The organism is Streptomyces tibetensis, from assembly GCF_040647715.1.
GTDB lineage: Bacteria > Actinomycetota > Actinomycetes > Streptomycetales > Streptomycetaceae > Streptomyces > Streptomyces tibetensis_A.
The window spans coordinates 992,060-1,010,859 of record NZ_JBEZCR010000001.1 but is presented as its reverse complement, the minus strand read 5'-3'; the positions used below and the strand labels follow the sequence as shown (position 1 = coordinate 1,010,859).

16 protein-coding genes are annotated in these 18,800 nt (G+C 71.7%); 7 read left to right on the top strand and 9 right to left on the bottom strand.

Features of this window, described 5'->3' with window-relative positions; genetic code table 11:
• Positions 1-182: 182 nt before the first annotated feature.
• A complete protein-coding gene (locus tag AB0B29_RS04515) occupies positions 183-815 on the bottom strand; it encodes a dTDP-4-dehydrorhamnose 3,5-epimerase family protein (RefSeq protein WP_362233804.1) in 633 nt (210 codons plus the stop codon).
• A 169-nt stretch (positions 816-984) separates the two neighbouring features.
• On the bottom strand, positions 985-2,196 hold the full coding sequence (locus AB0B29_RS04510; RefSeq protein ID WP_362233801.1) for a macrolide family glycosyltransferase: 1,212 nt from the start codon (positions 2,194-2,196) through the stop codon (positions 985-987).
• A gap of 238 nt (positions 2,197-2,434) precedes the next feature.
• On the opposite strand from AB0B29_RS04510, the gene AB0B29_RS04505 reads away from it, so the two are divergent.
• Genes AB0B29_RS04505 through AB0B29_RS04485 form a run of 5 tightly spaced genes read left to right on the top strand, consistent with a single transcriptional unit; the run spans position 2,435 to position 7,144 of the window.
• A complete protein-coding gene (locus tag AB0B29_RS04505) occupies positions 2,435-3,301 on the top strand; it encodes a 3-hydroxyacyl-CoA dehydrogenase family protein (RefSeq protein ID WP_362233798.1) in 867 nt (288 codons plus the stop codon).
• Positions 3,298-3,618: an acyl carrier protein gene (locus AB0B29_RS04500; protein WP_362233796.1), complete on the top strand. Its 321-nt coding sequence runs from the start codon at positions 3,298-3,300 to the stop codon at positions 3,616-3,618. Before AB0B29_RS04505 ends, AB0B29_RS04500 begins: the two co-directional genes overlap by 4 nt.
• The gene (locus tag AB0B29_RS04495) at positions 3,611-4,741 is read left to right on the top strand and encodes an acyl-CoA dehydrogenase family protein (protein WP_436845776.1); all 1,131 of its coding nucleotides are present in this window, start codon (positions 3,611-3,613) and stop codon (positions 4,739-4,741) included. Before AB0B29_RS04500 ends, AB0B29_RS04495 begins: the two co-directional genes overlap by 8 nt.
• A 23-nt stretch (positions 4,742-4,764) precedes the next feature.
• Positions 4,765-5,862 carry an HAD-IIIC family phosphatase gene (locus AB0B29_RS04490; protein WP_362233794.1) on the top strand — a complete coding sequence of 366 codons (1,098 nt, stop codon included), beginning with the start codon at positions 4,765-4,767 and terminating at the stop codon, positions 5,860-5,862.
• Positions 5,863-5,911: 49 nt separating this feature from the next.
• Positions 5,912-7,144: a class I SAM-dependent methyltransferase gene (locus tag AB0B29_RS04485; RefSeq protein ID WP_362233791.1), complete on the top strand. Its 1,233-nt coding sequence runs from the start codon at positions 5,912-5,914 to the stop codon at positions 7,142-7,144.
• A 137-nt stretch (positions 7,145-7,281) separates the two neighbouring features.
• On the opposite strand, the gene AB0B29_RS04480 is transcribed toward AB0B29_RS04485, so the two are convergent.
• Genes AB0B29_RS04480 through AB0B29_RS04470 form a run of 3 tightly spaced genes read right to left on the bottom strand, consistent with a single transcriptional unit; the run spans position 7,282 to position 10,531 of the window.
• Positions 7,282-8,289: an aldo/keto reductase gene (locus AB0B29_RS04480; protein WP_362233788.1), complete on the bottom strand. Its 1,008-nt coding sequence runs from the start codon at positions 8,287-8,289 to the stop codon at positions 7,282-7,284.
• The gene (locus AB0B29_RS04475; RefSeq protein WP_362233786.1) at positions 8,286-9,362 is read right to left on the bottom strand and encodes an NAD-dependent epimerase/dehydratase family protein; all 1,077 of its coding nucleotides are present in this window, start codon (positions 9,360-9,362) and stop codon (positions 8,286-8,288) included. Before AB0B29_RS04475 ends, AB0B29_RS04480 begins: the two co-directional genes overlap by 4 nt.
• A complete protein-coding gene (locus tag AB0B29_RS04470; RefSeq protein WP_362233783.1) occupies positions 9,359-10,531 on the bottom strand; it encodes a nucleotide disphospho-sugar-binding domain-containing protein in 1,173 nt (390 codons plus the stop codon). The genes AB0B29_RS04475 and AB0B29_RS04470 overlap by 4 nt, the downstream gene beginning before the upstream one ends.
• 368 nt (positions 10,532-10,899) lie before the next feature.
• Here AB0B29_RS04470 and AB0B29_RS04465 point away from each other — a divergent pair, with 368 nt between their 5' ends.
• Both AB0B29_RS04465 and AB0B29_RS04460 read left to right on the top strand, forming a co-directional pair.
• Positions 10,900-11,358, top strand: a complete 459-nt coding sequence (locus AB0B29_RS04465; RefSeq protein ID WP_362233781.1) for a GtrA family protein — start codon at positions 10,900-10,902, stop codon at positions 11,356-11,358.
• Positions 11,342-12,811 (top strand): hypothetical protein, encoded by a 1,470-nt coding sequence (locus AB0B29_RS04460; protein ID WP_362233779.1) that lies wholly within the window; start codon positions 11,342-11,344, stop codon positions 12,809-12,811. The genes AB0B29_RS04465 and AB0B29_RS04460 overlap by 17 nt, the downstream gene beginning before the upstream one ends.
• A gap of 204 nt (positions 12,812-13,015) precedes the next feature.
• Here AB0B29_RS04460 and AB0B29_RS04455 read toward each other — a convergent pair whose 3' ends face one another.
• The 4 genes from AB0B29_RS04455 to AB0B29_RS04440 all read right to left on the bottom strand — a co-directional run bounded on the left by AB0B29_RS04455 (position 13,016) and on the right by AB0B29_RS04440 (position 18,756).
• The gene (locus AB0B29_RS04455; RefSeq protein ID WP_362233776.1) at positions 13,016-14,662 is read right to left on the bottom strand and encodes a glycosyltransferase family 2 protein; all 1,647 of its coding nucleotides are present in this window, start codon (positions 14,660-14,662) and stop codon (positions 13,016-13,018) included.
• Entirely contained in the window at positions 14,659-16,860 is a 2,202-nt protein-coding gene (locus AB0B29_RS04450; RefSeq protein ID WP_362233773.1) for a CDP-glycerol glycerophosphotransferase family protein, read from the bottom strand. Before AB0B29_RS04450 ends, AB0B29_RS04455 begins: the two co-directional genes overlap by 4 nt.
• A 158-nt stretch (positions 16,861-17,018) precedes the next feature.
• Positions 17,019-17,849, bottom strand: coding sequence for an ABC transporter ATP-binding protein (locus tag AB0B29_RS04445; RefSeq protein ID WP_362233771.1), 831 nt, complete (start codon positions 17,847-17,849; stop codon positions 17,019-17,021).
• On the bottom strand, positions 17,842-18,756 hold the full coding sequence (locus AB0B29_RS04440) for an ABC transporter permease (protein WP_362233769.1): 915 nt from the start codon (positions 18,754-18,756) through the stop codon (positions 17,842-17,844). The genes AB0B29_RS04445 and AB0B29_RS04440 overlap by 8 nt, the downstream gene beginning before the upstream one ends.
• Between the last annotated feature and the right edge of the window lie 44 nt (positions 18,757-18,800).

Here is an 18,800-nt window from a genome sequence, read left to right as displayed (position 1 = left end):
CTTCTGCCTGATTTTCGGTGTCTTCGTCTTCCCCGTCCGCAGAAGCCAGGTCACCCATGCACGCCCCTCGTTCCATGCTTTGCTTGGTCTTTAAGAAGGGTAGGGGGCGTTACTGTGCTTGTCCAGGGTCCCGAGAAGGTGCGGGATTGTGTGAAACCGTTGTATAGGTCGTACGTCGTTGGCTACCGGTTTTTGGCCGCCTCCTCCGAAGTGAGTGTGTCCGGAAATGAACTGTAGGCCAGCAGGCAATCCTCGTAGGTGGGCAGGAGTCCCCGGTCCGCCGCGGCGTCGAGCGTCGGGGCCGCGGCGTCCCGGGCGGACCGTACCGGGGGCTCCGACAGCTCCCACGGCAGGCCGAGCGCGGGGTCGAGCGCGTCGATGTCGATGATCGTGCCGGGGACGTACTCCTTGGTGCACAGGTAGTTCATGCAGGTGTCGTCGGAGAGGGTGAGGTAGGCGAGGCCCAGCCCGTCGGCCAGGCACAGCGCGGTGCCGGAGCGCGCGTCCTGCCGCACCACGTCGTGGGCTCCGAAGGTCGGCGACCCCACTCGCAGGTCAACGACGACGGTCAGCGCGGCGCCCCGCACACAGGTGACGATCTTGCCCTGGCCGGGCGGCAGCGTCGTGCCGTGGATGCCCCGCAGGACGTTGCGCCCGGAGACCGTGAAGTGGACCTGCCGGACCTGCAGGGGCTGCCCGGTGGCGGCCAGCAGCGCCTCGTGCCGCAGCGTCTCGTAGAACAGGCCCCTGTGGTCCGGTATCGGCTCCGGCTCGGCCCGGTATGCGTCGAGCACCGCCGTCTCAGTGATGAGCATCGTGGGCCCCTGGGTGGTCGGAAGTGGTCGCGAGAGGGAAGCGCGGTGTTGAGGAAAGGCGGTGTGGCGAGAAGGCAGTACGAAGAAGGCCCGGCGCTGCGAAGAAGCGGCCTGGGAAATTGCGTGAAGGAAACCGCTGGGGGTGCCCGCCGGGGATGCGGGACAGCCCTCAGGTGGCCCGGAGCAGCCCTTCGATCGCGTCGGCGGCGGCCCCAGCGCCGCCCGCCGCCCGGATCTCGTCCCGCATCCGCCGCAGCCGGTCCGGGATCCCGGGATCGGTGAGCACCCCGCGGACGGTGTCCCGCAGACTCTCGGCGGTGAGGTCGGAGGCGAGCAGTTGGGCGCCGAGGCCGAATTCGGTGATCCGCCGCGCGGTGGCCCGCGGTTCGGGCATGACCGGCACCGCCACGACCGGGACCTCGTGGGCGAAGACTTCCATGGACGTGCTCATTCCGCCGTGGTTCACCACCAGGGAGGCGTGCGGCAGGACATCGTTGTACGGAACGAAGTCGTGCACCTCCACGTTGTCCGGCAGCGAGCCCAGCTCCAGTGCGGCCAGGCCGCCGCCGAGCACCAGCAGGACGTGCCAGGGCTCGTCGCGGAACGCCTCCACGCAGGTGCGGAAGAACTGCGGCCGCGCGTTGTACAGCGTGCCCAGACTCACCATGATCAGCGGCCGGCCGTCGCCCGGCGGAGACCATGTGCCGTGCAGCGCGACACTCGGCGGGCACGGGCCGACGAAGTGGTGGTCGTCGTCGAAGGTCTCACCCGCGTACTGGAAGGAGCGCGGCATGTAGAGCAGTGCCGGCCCGCCGTGCAGGACCTCGGTGAAGGCGGCGAGGTCGCCCTTGGCGCCCTGGTCGTGCAGCAGTCGCTCGATGCGGTCGAGCAGGTCGCGCAGCTCGGGGTCGTCGGGCGGTGCTGCCGTGTCGACGGCCGGGTGCAGCGACCAGTGCTCGTTGACGGCGTAGGTCGGCGTGCTGCGGATGACCGGAATGTCCCAGCGGTCCGCGAGCAGCCGTCCCGTCCAGAACGAGGAAGGATCGTTCACGATCACATCCGGCCGGTCCCCGGCGAAGACCTGCTCGAGCGCGGGCAAAGTCTGCCGCGTCATGTCCAGCAGCCACTCCAGTACGCGGGTGAACTCGTCCTGGTCGGTGTAGGCGTCGGAGTCCTGCTGCGGCACCATCTGGGCGAGGAACCGCTCCCGGTCCAGCGGGTAGGTGACGACCTCGGCGCCCACCAGGCGGGCCCGCTCCGCGAGGTCACCGGACAGCGCGTAGGTCACCCGGTGCCCGCGGGCCACCAGTTCCTCCGCCACCCCCAGCGTCGGGTTCACATGACCGGCGGCCGGCAGGATGAAGAACGCGATATGAGCCATGTGAGAAACTCCGGAAAAGTCGGCGGCAGCTGGCCGACGGAATCTTGAGCGCCGGAACGGGAAAACACAAGACCGAGATGACATAGTTCCCCGAATTGCGGCCGGGGTGGGCCTCGGCGGTCTCCATCTGACAGAGTCCCGTTAGGTTCGTGGTTCGCGTGCCCGGCACGGGAGACAATCTCGAAATCCGCCGTGGATTGATTTCTCAGAAAAAGCGTCCGGGAACTGGAGGGTTTCGGTGTCCGACAACAATTCGGATGAGCCGCTCGCCGTGGTGGGGGCGGGTGTGATGGGCACGGCCGTCGCGGCGCTCGCCGTCGGTCATGGACATCCGGTGACATTGATCGACAGCTCACCGCGGGCGCGCGAGGACGCCCCCGACCGGGTCCGGTTCCAGCTGCGTACCGCGCGGATGATGAACGCGCTGCCTGACGACCGGCCCGTGGGCGCGCTCACCGTGGCCGGCACGCAGGACGCCGCGGCGGGAGCGTTCGCGGCGATCGAGGCGGTCACGGAGGACCCGAAGGAGAAGGCGGAGGTGCTGGCCGGCCTGGCCGCCGCGACGGGCCCCGGCACGCTGCTGGTCACCAACACCTCCGGGGTTCCCATCGAGGAGCTGGGCGACGCCGTGCCGCACCCCGAGGACCTGGTGGGGGTGCACTTCATGAACCCCGCGTACCTCATCCCGACCGTCGAGGTGGTCCTCGGGCCGCGCACCGGGGACGCCGCGGCGACGACCGTGCACACGCTGCTGGCCGGCCTCGGCCGGCGGGGCATCGTCGTCGGCGACGGGCCCGGATTCGTCACCAGCCGGCTGTTGCACCGGATGATCAACGACGCGATCGAGCTGGTCCGGGAGGGCCGCGCCACCCCCGAGACGGTGGACGCGCTCATGCGCGACTGCATCGGCCACCGCACCGGGCCACTCGCCACCGCCGACCTGATCGGCCTGGACAACCTCGCCGACTCGCTGCGGGTGCTGCACGACAGGACGGGCGACGCGGCCTTCCGCCCGAGCGAACTGCTCCTGGAGAAGGTCCGGCGAGGCCACCTCGGCCGCAAGAGCGGCCGGGGATTCTACGACTACGAGGAGGCCATACGATGACCACGCCCTCCGGCCGGGCGGACGCCGTTCACACCGCGGGCCCGCTCCCGAGCGACGAGGACATAGCCGCCGAGCTGCTCGACTTCCTTGCGGAGCGCACCCGCACCCGCTGGGAGCCCGACCAGGACCTGTTCGCCGTCGGCGGCATGTCCTCCCTGTTCGCCATGCAACTCGTCGTCCACCTCGAACAGACCCACCAGATCGCCATCAGTGGCGCCGACCTGATGCTCGACAACTTCCGCACGGTCGAAGCGATGGTGCGCCTGGTGAACAAACTGCGCGGCTCCGCCTCCGCCTCCGGATCCACCGGTGAGTGAGACAACGGCCCCTGCCGCCTCAGGCCCGGATCGGGAAGCCGAGGAGCTGTTCACCGAGTCGGTCGGCGACCGTGCCGGTGAGTGGGACCGGGCCGGGGAGATTCCGCGGGACGTGCTGCGCAGGCTCGGGGCCCGGGGGCTGCTGTGCGCGCAGGCGCCCGTCGTGCACGGCGGGCTCGGCTACACCAGCAGGCGCAACGGGGAGCTCACCGCCCATGTGGGATCCCTGTGCAGCTCGTTGCGCAGCGTCATGACCTCCCAGGGCATGGCCGCCTGGACACTGCGCCGACTCGGTGACGCCGGACAGCAGGCCGCCCTCGTGCCCCGGCTCACCGGCGGTGAACTGGCCGCCGTGGCCTTCACCGAGGCGGAGGCGGGCAGCGACCTGTCCGCCCTGGCCACCCGCCTCACCCGGTCCGGCGACGAGATCGTCGTCGACGGCGCCAAGGTGTGGACGACCAACGCGGCCTACGCCGACCTGCTCGTGGTGTTCGGCCGCACCGAGGACGGCGTCGGCGCCGTCGTCGTGCCCGCGTCCGCGCCCGGCATACGGATCGAGCGGATCACCGACGCGCACGGCTGCCGGGCGGCGGGCCACGCCGACATCCGCCTGGACGGTGTCCGGGTACCGGCCGACGCCCTGCTGCGGGGCGTCGACCGCAGCTCCGCCCTGCTGGTCACCACGGCGCTGAGCTACGGGCGGATGTCCGTGGCCTGGGGGTGCGTGGGCATCCTGCGCGGCTGTCTGACCGCCGCCGTACGGCACGCCGTCGGCCGCAAGCAGTTCGGCACCCGGCTGGCGGACCACCAGCTCGTCGCCCGGCACCTCGCCGAACTGCTGATCGCCGAGCAGAACGCGGCCAGGGCCTGCGAGCACGCCAGCGACCTGTGGGACCGCGGCAGCCCCGACCTGGTCACCGCCGTCGTCCTCGCCAAGCACGTCGCCGCCACCGGCGCCGCGGCGGGCGCGGCACGGGCCATGCAGGTGCTGGCCTCAGCCGGCGCCCACGACGGGCACGTGGTGGCACGGGCCCACCGCGACGCCAAGCTCATGGAGATCATCGAGGGAAGCAGTGAGATCTGCGAACTCATCCTGGCCCAGCACGCGGTGGCGACCGCGTGATGGCGTCTTACGGAGGGGACATCATGCGCCGTGACGACACCACCACGACCACGAACACCACCGCGCCCACCGTCAAGTGTCTGGTCTGGGACCTCGACAACACCCTGTGGCAGGGCACGCTACTGGAGCACGGCGAGGTCCGGCTGCTGCCGGGCCTGCGCGACACGCTCGCCGAACTCGACGCGCGCGGCATCCTCCACTCCGTGGCCAGCAAGAACGACCACGACCACGCCTGGGAGCAACTCGAACGGCTCGGCCTCGCGGAGTACTTCGTGCTCCCGCGGATCGGGTGGGGCCCCAAGTCGGCGTCCGTCCGCTCCATCGCCGAACGGCTCAACTTCGCCCTCAGCACCATGGCATTCATCGACGACCATCCGGTCGAGCGGGCCGAGGTCGCCTACACCCTGCCCGAGGTCCGGATCTACGACGCCGAGCAGGCAGCGCACCTCGCGGCCCGCCCGGAGTTCACCCCGGCCACCGTCACAGTCGACTCGCGGCGCCGCCGGTCGATGTACCAGGCGTCATTCCGGCGCGACGCCGAGCGGGCCGAGTTCACCGGGCCGGACGCGGACTTCCTGCGGTCGCTGGACATCAGGATGCGGATCGGCCGCGCCACCCCGCAGCAGCTGTCCCGGGCCGAGGAACTCACCTTGCGCACGAGCCAGATGAACGCCACCGGCGTCCACTACTCCGAGGACGACCTGCGCAACCTGATCGACGACCCCGGGCACGAGGTGCTCGTCGTCACCCTCAGCGACCGCTTCGGCCCCTACGGCGCGGTCGGTGTGGTCCTGCTCCAGCGCCTCCCCGGCAGCTGGCGGATCAAGCTGCTCGCCACCTCCTGCCGGGTGGTGTCACTCGGCGCCGGCGCGGCGATCCTGCGCTGGCTCACCGACCAGGCACACCGCGGCGGAGTCCATCTGAACGCCGACTTCCGCCCCACCGAACGCAACCGGATGATGGAAGTGGCCTACCGCTTCGCCGGCTTCACCGACGAACCCTGCCCCTGCCAGGCCGCCCTGGAGCGCACCGCCGGGATCAGCCCGCTGCACCTCGTGCCCTCCGCGCAGCCCGCCGCCGACACCCTCCGGCTGGAGGCTCCCGAACTGGCGCGCCCCTGAGCCGACGCCATCGCACGCCGCCACCGCCGAGCGCCCCGAAAGGACCCCGATGATCGTCAACGCGTGCCGCATCTGCGCCAACAGGGAGCTGCTGCCCGTACTGGACCTGGGAGAACAGGCGCTCACCGGGGTGTTCCCGACGCGCCGCGACGAGGTCGTCCCCTCGATCCCGCTGGAACTCGTCAAGTGCTCGCCCGGAGGCTGCGGTCTGGTGCAGCTGCGGCACACACCGGACCCCGGCCTGATGTACGGCGAGGGGTACGGATACCGGTCCGGGATCCGGCCCTTCATGATCAACCACCTGCGCGGCAAGGTCGCCGCCGTCCGTGAACTGGCCGACCCCGGCCCCGGTGACCTGGTCGTCGACATCGGCAGCAACGACGCGACGCTGCTGCGCGCCTACCCCGCCGACGGGCCCCGACTGGTCGGCATCGACCCCACCGGCGCGAAGTTCCGCGAGCTGTACCCGCCGAACGCCGAGCTGATCACCGACTACTTCTCCCGCGAGACCTTCGCGAACCGGTTCGGGGCGCGGCGCGCCAAGGTCGTCACCTCCATCGCGATGTTCTACGACCTGCCGGACCCGATGGGCTTCATGCGGGACGTGCGCGACATCCTCACCGAGGACGGGATCTGGCTCCTGGAACAGAGCTATCTGCCCGCCATGCTGGAGGCCGACGCCTACGACGTCGTCTGCCACGAGCACTTGGAGTACTACGCGCTGCGGCAGATCGAGTGGATGGCGGAGCGGGTCGGCCTGACCGTGATCCGTGCCGAACTCACCGACGTGTACGGCGGCAGCCTCTGCGTGATCCTGGCCAGGAACGGCACCCGCCACCGCCCGGACGAAGCCGGCCTGGACCGGATCCGCGCCCGGGAGAGCGAACTCGGGCTCGACACGATGGCGCCCTTCGAGACGTTCGCCCGGCGCGTCCGCGGTCAGCGGGACACCCTGCGGGAGTTCCTCGCCACCTCCCGTGAGGCCGGCCTGCAAACCCTGGGATACGGCGCCTCCACCAAGGGCAACGTGATCCTGCAGTACTGCGGGCTCACCGAGGCGGACCTGCCCTGCATCGGCGAGGTCAGCGCCGAGAAGGCGGGCCGCTTCACACCGGGCACGGGGATCCCCATCGTCCCGGAGGAGGAGGCGAAGGCCCGGAAGCCCGACCAACTGCTGGTCCTGCCGTGGATCTACCGAGACGGCTTCGTCGAGCGCGAGCAGCAGTTCCTGGACAACGGCGGCAGACTGGTCTTCCCGCTGCCGCGGCTCGAGGTCGTGTAGCAGCAGGGGCCACGCCCCCGTCCCGCACGGTTCGCGTCTCTCGCCGTCTCCGACCGCCCCGCCCCGTCGTTCTCCGGGCGGGGCGGCCTGGCGTTCAGGCAACCACCCGGGCGGCCCGGGGCCGCCCGGTCCCCGACTCAGGCGATCCAGGCCTCCGGGGCCTCCCTGCCGTTGCCCACGGCCGGGAAGATCTCGTCCAGGGCGGCCAGCTCGGCGTCGCCCAGGACGAGGTCGAGGGCGCGGAGGGCGGAGTCCAGATGCTGTGTGGTGCGCGGCCCGATCACCGCACCGCTGATGCCGGGCCGGGACAGCACCCAAGACAGTCCGACGACGGCGGGATCCTCGCCGATCTTCTCGCAGAACCGCTCGTACGCCTCGACGGCGGGCCGCACCTCCGGCAGCAGACGCTCGGCCCGTCCCTGCGCCGACTTCACCGCCGTACCGGCCGCGAGCTTGCGCAGCACCCCGCTGAGCAGACCCCCGTGCAGCGGCGACCAGGCGAACACGCCGAGGCCGTAGGCGCGGGCGGCGGGCAGCAGTTCCAGGTCGGCGTGGCGCACTGCCAGGTTGTACAGGCACTGCTCAGCCACGAGCCCGAACGACTGCCGGCGCCTCGCGCACTCCTGCGCGGCGGTGATGTTCCAGCCGGCGAAGTTGGACGAGCCCACGTACCGGACCTTCCCGGAAGTCACCAGCTGGTCCATCGCCTGCCAGATCTCGTCCCACGGCGCGGACTGGTCCACCCGGTGCATCTGGTACAGGTCGATGTGGTCCAGCTTCATCCGCCGCAGCGACTGCTCGCAGGACGAGATGATGTGCCGGGCCGACAGGCCGCCGTCGTTGACCCGCCCGCTCATCTCCTCGCCCACCTTCGTGGCGATCACGATGTCCTCGCGCGGTACGCCGCTGCGGGCCAGCCAACGCCCTAGCAGTTCCTCGGTGTGCCCCTTGTGGACGCGCCAGCCGTAGATGTCGGCGGTGTCCACGCAGTTGATGCCCCGGTCGAGGGCCTCGTCCATGAGGCGGATGGCCGCCGAGTCCGGGACCCGCCCGCTGAAGTTCACCGTGCCCAGCCACAGCCGGCTCACCAGCGTCGCGCTGCGCCCCAGCCGGGTGTACCGTCCCTGTCCGCTTTTCTCGTTCACTTCCGGATCCCGCCCTTCGACCGCGCAGTTGTCGTCGTAGCCGTCGTAGCCGTCGTAGCCGTCGTAGCCGTCGTAGCAGTCGTAGCCGTCGTAGCCGTCATGGCCCTCACCAGATCGTCCAGCCCCTCCGACAGCGGCACCCGGGGGCGCCAGCCCGTCACGGCGCGGAAGGCGGAAGGGTCGCAGCGCGGGCTGTGGAAGTCGCCCGTGTCGGCGTACTCCGGAGGGGCCACGGAGACGACCGGAACCGGCGCGCGTCCGGTGTGCTCGGCGACGAGCGCGGCGACGTCGGAGAAGACCTCGCCGAGCCGCGCCATGGCGCCGGTACCGACGTCCCACGGCCCGCCGCGCACCGCGTCCACCCGCGGCAGCGCGGCGACGAACGCCCGGGCCGCGTCCTGTACATGGAGGAAGTCGCGCCTGACCGAGCCGTCGTGCCACATCGTGAGGGGCTCACCGCTGATCGCCCGCCGGGTCATCGCGGTGAGCACACCCCGCCCGACGGAGCCCGTCGGCGTGCTCCGGCCGAAGACGGTGGCGAGCCGCAGCACCGCACCGCGGACCGTCCCCTCGGACGTAGCCCGCGCCAGCACCCGCTCGGCGGCGATCTTCTGGCGCGCATACGGCCCCGGCCCGGTACCGCCCGCCGCCGCGGCCTGCACGGTGCTGGCGAAGACCAGCGCCGGCGGTGTCCCCGCGCCGCCGGCCAGTGCCCCGACGACGTCCCGCATCAGGGCGGCGGCCACGTCCTGCGACCCCTCCGCGGCCGATCTCCACGACCGCGCCCCGCCGATCTCGGCGGCGAGGTGGATCACCGCGTCCGCGCCGTCCACGGCGTCTCCGGCCGCACCCGGCCGGGTCAGGTCCACTCGGCACACCGTGAGGTCGGCGGCACCGGCTGCCACGTCGGCCGGGACCGGCTCGGTGCCGCGCGTCACCACCCGCACCCGTACCGGGAGACGGGCGAGTTCGCCGACCACGGCGGACCCGATGTAGCCGGAAGCCCCGAGCACGGTGATGAGCGGTCCGCGGGGGTCGTTCGAGCGGTTGAGCGGTTCGAGGCCGGTGCTCACCGCGTACCTCCTCCGAGGCGTTCCAGCAGGGCGACGGCGTCCGCGGGCGCCGGCATCAGCGCCATGTCGTCGGCGAGCCGGTCCGTCGCCTTCGCGTACGAGGGGTTTCCGAGCAGTTCGGCGCAGCCCGCCGAGACGGCCGCGGGTGTGGCGTCCGACGGCGGGATGAGCACGGCGGCACCCGCCGCGGACAGGGCCTCGGCGTTGTCGAACTGGTCGTCCAGGTGCGGCACGACCACCTGGGGCAGACCTGCGGCGACCGCGGTCAGCGCCGTTCCCTGCCCGCCGTGCGTCACCACCGCGTCGCAGGCCGGCAGGACGTCGGCCAGCGGCAGCCGCCCGGCATGCCGTACGGCGGAGGGCAGCGGCGGCCAGCCGACGACGACGTCGTCGTCCACAGCCACCACCAAATCGGCGTCCAACCGGGTCAGTTCATCGATCAGGGCGGCTATGCGGCCGGGCGCTCCGGTCGCCCCGTAGCGGGGCAGGAGGGTGCCGAGCGTCACGCAGATCCGGGGCCTGTCGCGCCGTTCGAACAGCCAGTCCGGCAGGGGTGCGTCGCCGTTGGCTGCGACATGCCGGACACCGTGGTGGCCGACGGCGTGGGCCGCGCGCAGACCTGCCGGCCACGGGTCGAGGACGAGGGCCGGCTCCGGTGGTCCGGGGATGCCGAGCCGGTCCAGCTCCGGGGCCAGTTCGACGTCGGCGGCGTCACGGTACTCGCGCAGCTCGGAGACCGACCAGTGGTACCGCACCCACGGGATGCCCAGGCCAGCGGCGATCAGCGGCCCGGCGGACTCGGCACGTTCGCTGACGATCAGATCGGGGCGCCACCCCCGGGCGAGTCTCCCGATCCCCGCCAGGCTTCCGACCGCCATGCGTGCCAGCACGCGGCCGTGCGCGTAGCGCTGTCCACCCCTGTCGTGCGGCATGCCCATGGCGTCCGGCGGGGTCGCACCGTCCGGCCGCGGCTCGCCGTCGACCAGGTCTGTGAACTCGGCGGCCGGACCGCACGAGACCGCGGGCAGTCCCGACCGCAGGGCCATGGAGACGGCGTTCTGCCGGGTCGTCAGCAGCACGTCGTGGCCCGCGGCTCGCAGGGCCCAGGCCACAGGGACGAGGGGAAGCAGATGACCGGCCAGGGGCGCGGTGGTGAAGAGGAACCGCATGTGCGTCTCCAGTCTGGCGTCAGTGAACGGTGCGGTAACGCGTGCAGTCGGTGACGGGGTGGGACACGGGCGGAGTGTGCCAGGGCGGGGTGGTCCGGCGCAGGCGCAACCTGACGTATCAGCGACCACTAACGCCCGGAGGGGGTTTGCTGGTGTATCGCGGGCTTGCCGGCCTGGTGTGTCGTGGGTTCGTCGAGAGAGGCCGGGTGCACGGTTCCAGCGGGCGGTCGGGGTGTGAGCTGGGGGTGTGCGGTGTGCGTTGAGTGGGACCGGGCTCGTTGTGGGCTTAACGAACAATCAAGCGAACGAGACCACCTTCTGGGGCGATTCGACTGGAGGACTTACCCGATCCGGCTAAGGCTTGGGGCGTGACTCTCAACGTCTCCGAGGAGCGCGTGGCCGCCCCCGCCCGCCCGGCCAGGCGCGTCGTCCTCGAAGTGGTGCACTTCGCGCTGGTCGGCGGCAGCGGCGTCGCGGTGAACTTCCTGGTGTTCAACGTGCTTCTGCACGGGCTGCACCTGGCCGCCATGGTGGCGACCGTGCCGGCCAGCCTGATCGCCATGGGCGGCAACTACCTCGGATTCCGGTACGTCACCTACCGTGACCGGGCGTCCCGCACCCGCCGTCAGATCGCGCTGTTCTTCGTCCTCAGCACGATCGGCGTAGCCATGGAGAGCGGGCTGTTCTACGTCGGCTACCACGGCCTCGGCCTGGACGGGCCGCTGGAATCCAACGCGGTGAAGGCGCTGTCCATCGTGCTGGCCTCGGCCTTCCGTTTCCTCGTCTACCGGACCTGGGTGTTCCCGCACGATGCGCGCCCCGCCTAGACCGGCCGTCCTCACCGCGTGGCTCGCCGCCTCGGCGGTGGTCGCGCTGCTCCTCCTGGTCATCGTCCGGCTGCCCTGGGCCGGAGACCTCGGCATGCACGCCGCGACCGTCCAGCGCCTGCGGCACGACCTCGTCGACCCGGGCGATCCGCTGGTCGACGCGGACACGCCGAGCCCGTACTACTCGCCCTGGACGCTGGTCCTCGGGTGTGTGGCGCGAGTGACCGGCCTGTCGGTCTTCGTGGTGCTGCGGCTCGGGGCGCTCATCGGGCTCGGGCTGCTGGTGACCGGGGTGTGGCGTTACGTGCGCACCCTGACCGGTCATCGCGCCGCGCCCGCGCTGGCCCTGCTGAGCCTGCTGCTTCTGTGGGGGACGGCCGTGTTCAAGTGGAGCGGCTTCTACGGGCTCAATTCGCTGGCGCTGACGGTGCCGTATCCGAGCCTGTTCGCGCTCGGGCTGGCGTTCCACCTCTGGGCGTGGCTGGGGCGGGTGGCGCGCAGGGGCGCCGGGTGGGGGACGTGGCTCGGGCTCGGGGTCTTGTGGGCGGTGATTCTGCTGTGCCACCAGTTCTCGGGAGTGGTGGCGTCGCTGGGTGCGGCCGCGACGGTGGTCGCCGCCCGGCCGGACCGCACGGCGTGGCTGCGGCTCGGCGCCGGACTGGCGCTGGGGCTCGGGGTGCTGGCGCTGTGGCCGTACTACGACTTCTTCGCGCTGTTCGGGGCGGGCGGCGGGCTCGAGGCGGTGCACCGGCCGTTGTACGACGATCTGGCCGGGCGGTACTGGCTGGTGCTGCTCGGGGTGGTGGCCCTCGGGGTGCGGTGGTGGCGGGACCGGTGGGATCCGCTGGTGCTGTTCTTCGTCCTGGGGGCCGTGCTGGTGACGGCCGGCGGGGTGAGCGGGCACTGGTCGTGGGGGCGGGCCCTGCCGGCGGTGCTGGTTCCGGCGCAGCTCGCGGTCGCCGTGGAGGTGTGCGAGGCGGGGCGGCGCGGGGTGCGGGTGGGCTGGGCGTGCGTGCTGGGCGCCGCGCTGGCTCTGGGGGCCTGGACGCAGGTGGGGACGGTCGGGTACGTGGTGCGGCAGGGGGATCTGCCGGCAGCGGTCGCGGAGAAGTACCGGCGGCCGTGGACGGGGTACGAGTGGATGACGCCCTGGGTGAGGTACGGGGATGTGGTGATGGCGCGGGAGGGGCGGCCGGCCCGGCAGATCCCGGCGTACGGGGCCTACACGGTGGCGCCCGGGTATCCCGACTTCTTCCTGCCGGATGAAGGGCGGCGGGTGGAGGCTGTGCGGCGGTACTTCGCGGCGGGGACGCCGGAGGGGGAGCGGGCGGGGATTCTGCGGGAGTACGGGGTGCGGTGGGTGATGGCGGGGGTCGGTTTGCGGGGTGCCACCGGGTTGCGGGAGGTGGCTCGGGGGCCGGAGGGGCAGGTGCTGTACGCGGTGGTGCGGTAGCGGGTGCTGCGGGTCGGGGCTGGGGGCGGGGGGTTCCGCAGCCCGGCGTAGCGGGGTGCCTCCCCCAAGCTCCCGGCTTCGCTCGAGCAGGGGGGACCCCCACGCCCACCCGTGCCGCCCCTAGCGGCACGCATGCCCGCAGCTATGTCGTCACGGTGCGCGTGCCCGCAGCTGTGTCACCGGTGCGTATGTCCGCATCGGCCGCTACTTCAACGCGCTCGCCACCAGCCGCACCGCTCGTTTCACTCTCGGGCGGGCCAGTCTGCGTACTGTCGGGCGGATCACCCTTGCCGTCAGTCCCGCCGGCTCCCAGCGGACCTGGAGGCGGCCCGGGTTGTGGCCCTCCGGTTCCACCGTCAGTTGGTGGGAAGGGACACGGGTCGTCAGGGCCGGGAAGGCCAGGGGGGCCAGCAGCAGGCCCGTGTGGGACAGGCCCTGGTGCTGGAGGCGGAGCAGCGGGTGGCGGATGCCCGCGAAGCCCTGGAGGGGGAGCGGGGCCGCCGCGAGGTCCAGGTGGGCGTGCCCCTCGAAGAGGCCGGGGCGGACGGGGGAGAGGCGGAAGTGGACGTGCAGGCGACGGCCGCCCGGGGCGATGAGGAGGGTCGCGCGCTGCGGGCCGACGGGCAGGCGCAGCGCCGGGTCGTAGGTGCGGATCGTGAGGTCGATCGAAGCGCCCGGGCCCCGGGTGATCTCCATGATCTCGTGGCGGAACTGGGCGCTCGGGAAGGGGCGGGTCTCCAGCTCCAGGTCGGCGACGCTCAGTTCGCGGCGTGACCACTCCGACTCGGGGACGCGCTCTCCCCAGTAGGTGCGGCCTGCCGCGTCGGCGGTCACGGTCCTCGGGCCCACCGCGTGGCCCAGGCCCCGTGCGGCCAGGCGCGCCTCCGGCAGACGGCGGTCGCGGATCAGCTGGATGACGACGCGTTCGGCGCGCGGGAGGCGTGCGAACGCGCCCGGAGCGAGCGTGTCGAGGTAGGGCGTGACGATGTCAGCGAAGGACGTCAGCCAGGCGTCGTCCCGGTAGGGCAGGTCGCCGGCGTACATCCGCAGATCGTGCTTGAGGAACTTGTAATCCTTGTCCTCGCGCAGCGACTCGTGCCCGCTGTCGGCCAGGAACGCGTCGATGAGGTGCTGGACGTGGATCCGGTCCCGGACGTTGGCGAGCCTGTGCCGCTGGTTCGATATCGACGCCGTCTCCAAGTCCGCGAAGGGCGCCACGTACCAGCGGTAGACCGGCTCCGGGATGATCGTGAACCTCGTGGCCAGGCAGTACGCCTGCGCCGAGAACAGCTGGTCCTCGTAGTGGATGCCCTCGGGGAAGCGCAGGTCGTGCCGGTCGAGGAAGGCGCGGGCGTACATCTTGCTGGTGGACAGGTGCTCGAAGAACAGGCGCGGGTCGGCCTCGACACCGTCGAGCGTGCGGCGCTCGGCGACGAGGTGCGGCATCCACGTGGAGCGGCGGCCGTTGTCCACCCGAACCCGTTCCACCGCTCCCATCGCGAAGTCGATCTCGCGTTCGCGGTGCGCGGCGAGCAGCAGTTCGACCGCGTTGCAGGGGAGTTCGTCGTCGCTGTCGAGGAACATCAGGAACGGCGCCCGCGCGATCTGCAGGGCACGGTTGCGCGGGGCGCTGCAGCCGCCGCTGTTGCGTTCGAGGCGGAGGTGCCGCACCCGGGGGTCCTGGGCCGCCAGCCGCTGTGCCACCGCCGGGGTCGCGTCCGTGGAGTGGTCGTCGCTGATGATGATCTCGAGGTTCGCGTGGGTCTGGCGGCGCACCGATTCGACCGCGCGGGTGAGCCGTTCGGCGTCGTTGTAGACGATGACCGTCACGGTGACGTCGGGGGTGCTCATGCGGTCGCCTCCTGCGGCGTCGGGGCCGGGGTGCGCTCCTCGATCGGCAGCACGGGGGGCAGGTCCCGTTCGTCCTGCCCGAGGAACACCCGGCGGACGACGCGTTCGGCGGCGCGGCCGTCGTCGTACTCGCAGAACCGGCGCCGGAACACGGCCCGGGTCTTCGCCGCGCTCTCGTCGCGCCAGGCCTCGGTGGTGAGGATCTCCGTCAGCTGCTGCTGGGTGCGGGCGACGGGGCCCGGGGCCTGGTCCATGAGGTCGAAGTAGACGCCGCGGGTGGTGCGGTACGTCTCCCAGTCGTCGGCGTGGATCACGATCGGCCGGTCGAGGTTGGCGTAGTCGAACATGATCGAGGAGTAGTCCGTGACCAGGGCGTCCGCCGCCAGGCACAGTTCCTCGACCGGGTCGTAGGAGGAGACGTCGATGATTCGGCCCGTGCGGCGCAGGTTGGTGAGCGGGGAGGCGGCGCCGCCGTAGAAGTAGTGGCCGCGCACGAGCAGGACCGTGTCGTCACCCAGGCGGTCGGCGAGGGTGGCGAGGTCCAGGCGCGGGGTCCAGCCGGCCTCGTAGTCGCGGTGGGTGGGCGCGTAGAGGATCGCGCGGTGGCCCGGGGCGATGCCGAGCCGGTCGCGGGCCGCGCGGATCTCGGCGGCGCCGGCGGTGTAGTAGACGTCGTTGCGCGGATAGCCGTGGTCCAGGGAGACGTAGCGCGACGGGTACGCGCGCTCCCACATCCGGGTGGTGTGGCTGTTGGCCGAGACGCTGAAGTCCCACTTGTCGATGCGTTCCAGCAGCGCCTGGAAGTCCAGGCCCTGCGCGGCGGCGGGGAACGCCATCTGGTCGAGGCCCATGCGCTTCAGGGGTGTGCCGTGGTGGGTCTGGACGTGGATCGCGTCGGGGCGTTTGACCACCGCGTTGGGGAAGTTGACGTTGTTCACGAGGTACTTCGCGGTGGCCAGCACCTCCCAGTAGCGGCGGCTGCCGGGCACCACGTGGTCGGTGCCGGGCGGCAGGAGGGCCGCGTTCTCCTCGGTGACCACCCACACCGCGTGGATCTGCGGGGCCAGTTCGGCGAGCTTGGCGGCGATCGCGGCGGGGTTGCAGGCGACGCCGCGGTTCCAGTACGCCGCGAACACCGCGAGGTGCGGGTTGACGGGACGGCCGAGGGCCCTGCGGTACTGGTGGTCGCGGAGCTTGGCCCCGGCCTGGCGTTTCCGGGCCCGTACGGCCGATCTGGCGGTGCGGCGGGCGCGGTTGACGGCCTGGAAGGCCCGGTACTTCGCGTAGGCGTCCTCCTCCAGCAGGGCGCGGCGGACGCCTTCGAGCCCGGCCGGGCGGCGGTAGCCCTCGGGGCGGTGGCGCAGGGCGGCCAGAGACGCCCGGCGGAAGAACTCGCGCGCGACCTCCTCCGGCATGCCGCCGCGCGCGAACGTGCGCAGACAGTCGCGGACCATCACGTCGTAGAGCACGGTGTGCGCTGCGCGCCGGTCCCGGGTGAGGTCGAGGAGGGATTCGTAGCGCTCGACGAGGCCGTACCGCTGCTCGGGAGCGACCGGGGGCAGGCTCGCGGGCCGCAGCCTGCGGTCCTCGTAGGCGACGTGCGGCAGGCAGGCGACGCGGTCGGCGAGCAGCAGGGCGGCCAGGGCGGCGTACGGCTCGTCGTCGGTGCTGAGCCGCGACTCGTGCGCCCGCCAGAACTCGGCGCGCAGCACGCGGGTGCCGAGCAGCGGGGTGAGCCGCAGCAGGGGCGCGCAGTCGTCGAGGGCGACCTCGGCGCGCCCCGCCCGGGCGAGGAGCGGGCCGTCGGGGGAGGCCATGCCGGAGGTGTGCCAGGTGCTGCGGACGTGGTCGAGCAGGAGGACGTCGACCTCGCCGGGGAGTTCGCCCACCCGCTCCGCGACCGTGCGCGGGGTGCCGGCGGGCAGGCCGTCCTTGGCGTGGACGAAGTGCAGCCAGCGGCCGGAGGCCCGGGACGCTCCCGCCGCCCGGGCCGCCGCGGCACCGGCGCCGTCCGGCAGCGGCACTACGTCGACCACGCCGTCCGGGGTGTGCCGCTCGGCCGTCTCCCGGGCCCAGTCGCCCACCGCGGCCACGATCACCTCGGCGTCCGGCAGGGGGTGGGCTGCGAGGGAGTCGAGGAGCTCCGTCAGATGGTCCTGAACGTTCGGCCCGTGGACGATCACACTGAGCTCGGCCATCCCGGGGCCCCCTCTCACAGCTGCACACCGTATGCGGTCATGCTGCCACCAATGGGACAAAAGGGCCGACCGGGTGGGCCTGACGAGGGAACGGCGACCTTCAGGAGGGAACGGCGGCCCTCACGAGGGCACGGCGTCTTTTCACGAGAGCGCGTCCTTCAGGAGGGAACGGCGGCCCTCGGCTTGGGCTTCGGCTTCGGCGTCTTGTCACCGGTGAACGCCTCGTACTCCTTGAGGACGTCCTCCGTCGGCCCGTCCATGCGCAGCTCCCCGCGCTCCAGCCACAGCACCCGGTCGCAGGTGTCGCGGATCGACTTGTTGTTGTGGCTGACCAGGAACACCGTGCCCGCGTGCTTGCGCAGCTCGCGGATGCGCTCCTCCGAGCGCTTCTGGAAGGAGCGGTCGCCGGTGGCCAGCGCCTCGTCGATCAGCAGGACGTCGTGGTCCTTGGCGGCGGCGATGGAGAACCGCAGCCGAGCGGCCATGCCCGAGGAGTACGTCCGCATCGGCAGCGTGATGAAGTCGCCCTTCTCGTTGATGCCCGAGAAGTCGACGATCTCCTGGTAGCGGTCCCTGACCTGCTCGCGGGACATGCCCATGGCCAGGCCGCCGAGGTGCACGTTGCGCTCGCCGGTGAGGTCGTTCATCAGGGCGGCGTTCACGCCGAGCAGGGAGGGCTGGCCGTCGGTGTAGATGTGGCCGTTCTCCACGGGCAGCAGACCGGCGACGGCCTTCAGCAGGGTCGACTTGCCGGAGCCGTTGGTGCCGATCAGGCCGATCGCCTCGCCCCGGTAGGCGACGAAGGACACGTTCTTCACGGCGTGCACCCGGCGCACGCCCGAGGCCTTCTCGGTCTGCTTGCGGCGCACGATGCGGTTGAGGGCGGCGGTCGCGGAGCCGCGTCCGGCGCCGGTGCCGTTGACGCGGTAGACGATGTCGACGCCGTCGGCGACGACGGTGGGGATCTTCTCGTTCGGGTGTTCAGCCACGTCCGTACGTCTCCTCGGCCTTCCAGAAGTAGATGAAGCCGCCTACGCCGGCGAGCAGCGCCCAGCCGGCCGCGAGCGCCCACACGTGGGCGGGGAGCTGGCCCGCGTGGAAGCTGTCGATCAGGGCGAAGCGCATCAGGTCGATGTAGACGGCGGCGGGGTTGGCCGCCAGCGCGATCTTCACCGCGTGGGGCAGGCTGTCGTTCTTCGCCAGCTTGTCGATGCTCCACATGACACCCGAGACGTACATCCAGGTGCGCAGGATGAACGGCATCAGCTGTGCGATGTCCGGGGTCTTGGCACCCCACCTCGCCATGATCATCGAGACGCCGGCGTTGAAGGTGAACTGCAGCGCGAGCGCCGGGAACGCCAGCAGCCACGAGGCGGACACCGGCACGCCGAAGCAGAGCAGGATGACGACCAGCGCGGCCATCGAGAACAGCAGCTGCTGAAGCTGCTGGAGGCAGAAGGAGATCGGCAGCGCGGCGCGCGGGAAGTGCAGGGCGCGCACCAGGCCGAGATTGCCGGAGATCGCGCGGGTGCCCGCCATGATCGAGCTCTGCGTGAACGTCCAGATGAACACGCCCGTGACCAGGAACGGGATGTAGTCCGGCACGCCGTGCTTGGTGCCGAGCAGCACGCCGAAGATGAAGTAGTAGACCGCCGCGTTCAGCAACGGCGTCATCACCTGCCAGACCTGGCCGAGCTTCGCCTGGCTGTACTGGGCGGTGAGCTTGGCGGTGGCGAACGCGGTGATGAAGTGGCGGCGGGCCCACAGCTGGCGGACGTACTCGGGCAGGGAGGGCCGCGCGCCGCTGACCGTGAGGCCGTGGCGGGCGGCGAGGGCCGCGAGGTCGTGGTCGGCCGGGGCCGGGGGCTGGGGCGGTGTGTGGAGGACCGTACTCACATCCGCTGCTTTCGCTCGGGGGGTATGTGACCGGAGGGCCGCGA

Coding starts and splice junctions, on each gene's coding strand:
- AB0B29_RS04490 (WP_362233794.1), top strand. CDS start 4,765: ATGCGCCGTGACGACACCACCACGACCACGAACACCACCGCGCCCACC.
- AB0B29_RS04470 (WP_362233783.1), bottom strand. CDS start 10,531: ATGCGGTTCCTCTTCACCACCGCGCCCCTGGCCGGTCATCTGCTTCCC.
- AB0B29_RS04485 (WP_362233791.1), top strand. CDS start 5,912: ATGATCGTCAACGCGTGCCGCATCTGCGCCAACAGGGAGCTGCTGCCC.
- AB0B29_RS04510 (WP_362233801.1), bottom strand. CDS start 2,196: ATGGCTCATATCGCGTTCTTCATCCTGCCGGCCGCCGGTCATGTGAAC.
- AB0B29_RS04500 (WP_362233796.1), top strand. CDS start 3,298: ATGACCACGCCCTCCGGCCGGGCGGACGCCGTTCACACCGCGGGCCCG.
- AB0B29_RS04450 (WP_362233773.1), bottom strand. CDS start 16,860: ATGGCCGAGCTCAGTGTGATCGTCCACGGGCCGAACGTTCAGGACCAT.
- AB0B29_RS04515 (WP_362233804.1), bottom strand. CDS start 815: ATGCTCATCACTGAGACGGCGGTGCTCGACGCATACCGGGCCGAGCCG.
- AB0B29_RS04460 (WP_362233779.1), top strand. CDS start 11,342: ATGCGCGCCCCGCCTAGACCGGCCGTCCTCACCGCGTGGCTCGCCGCC.
- AB0B29_RS04455 (WP_362233776.1), bottom strand. CDS start 14,662: ATGAGCACCCCCGACGTCACCGTGACGGTCATCGTCTACAACGACGCC.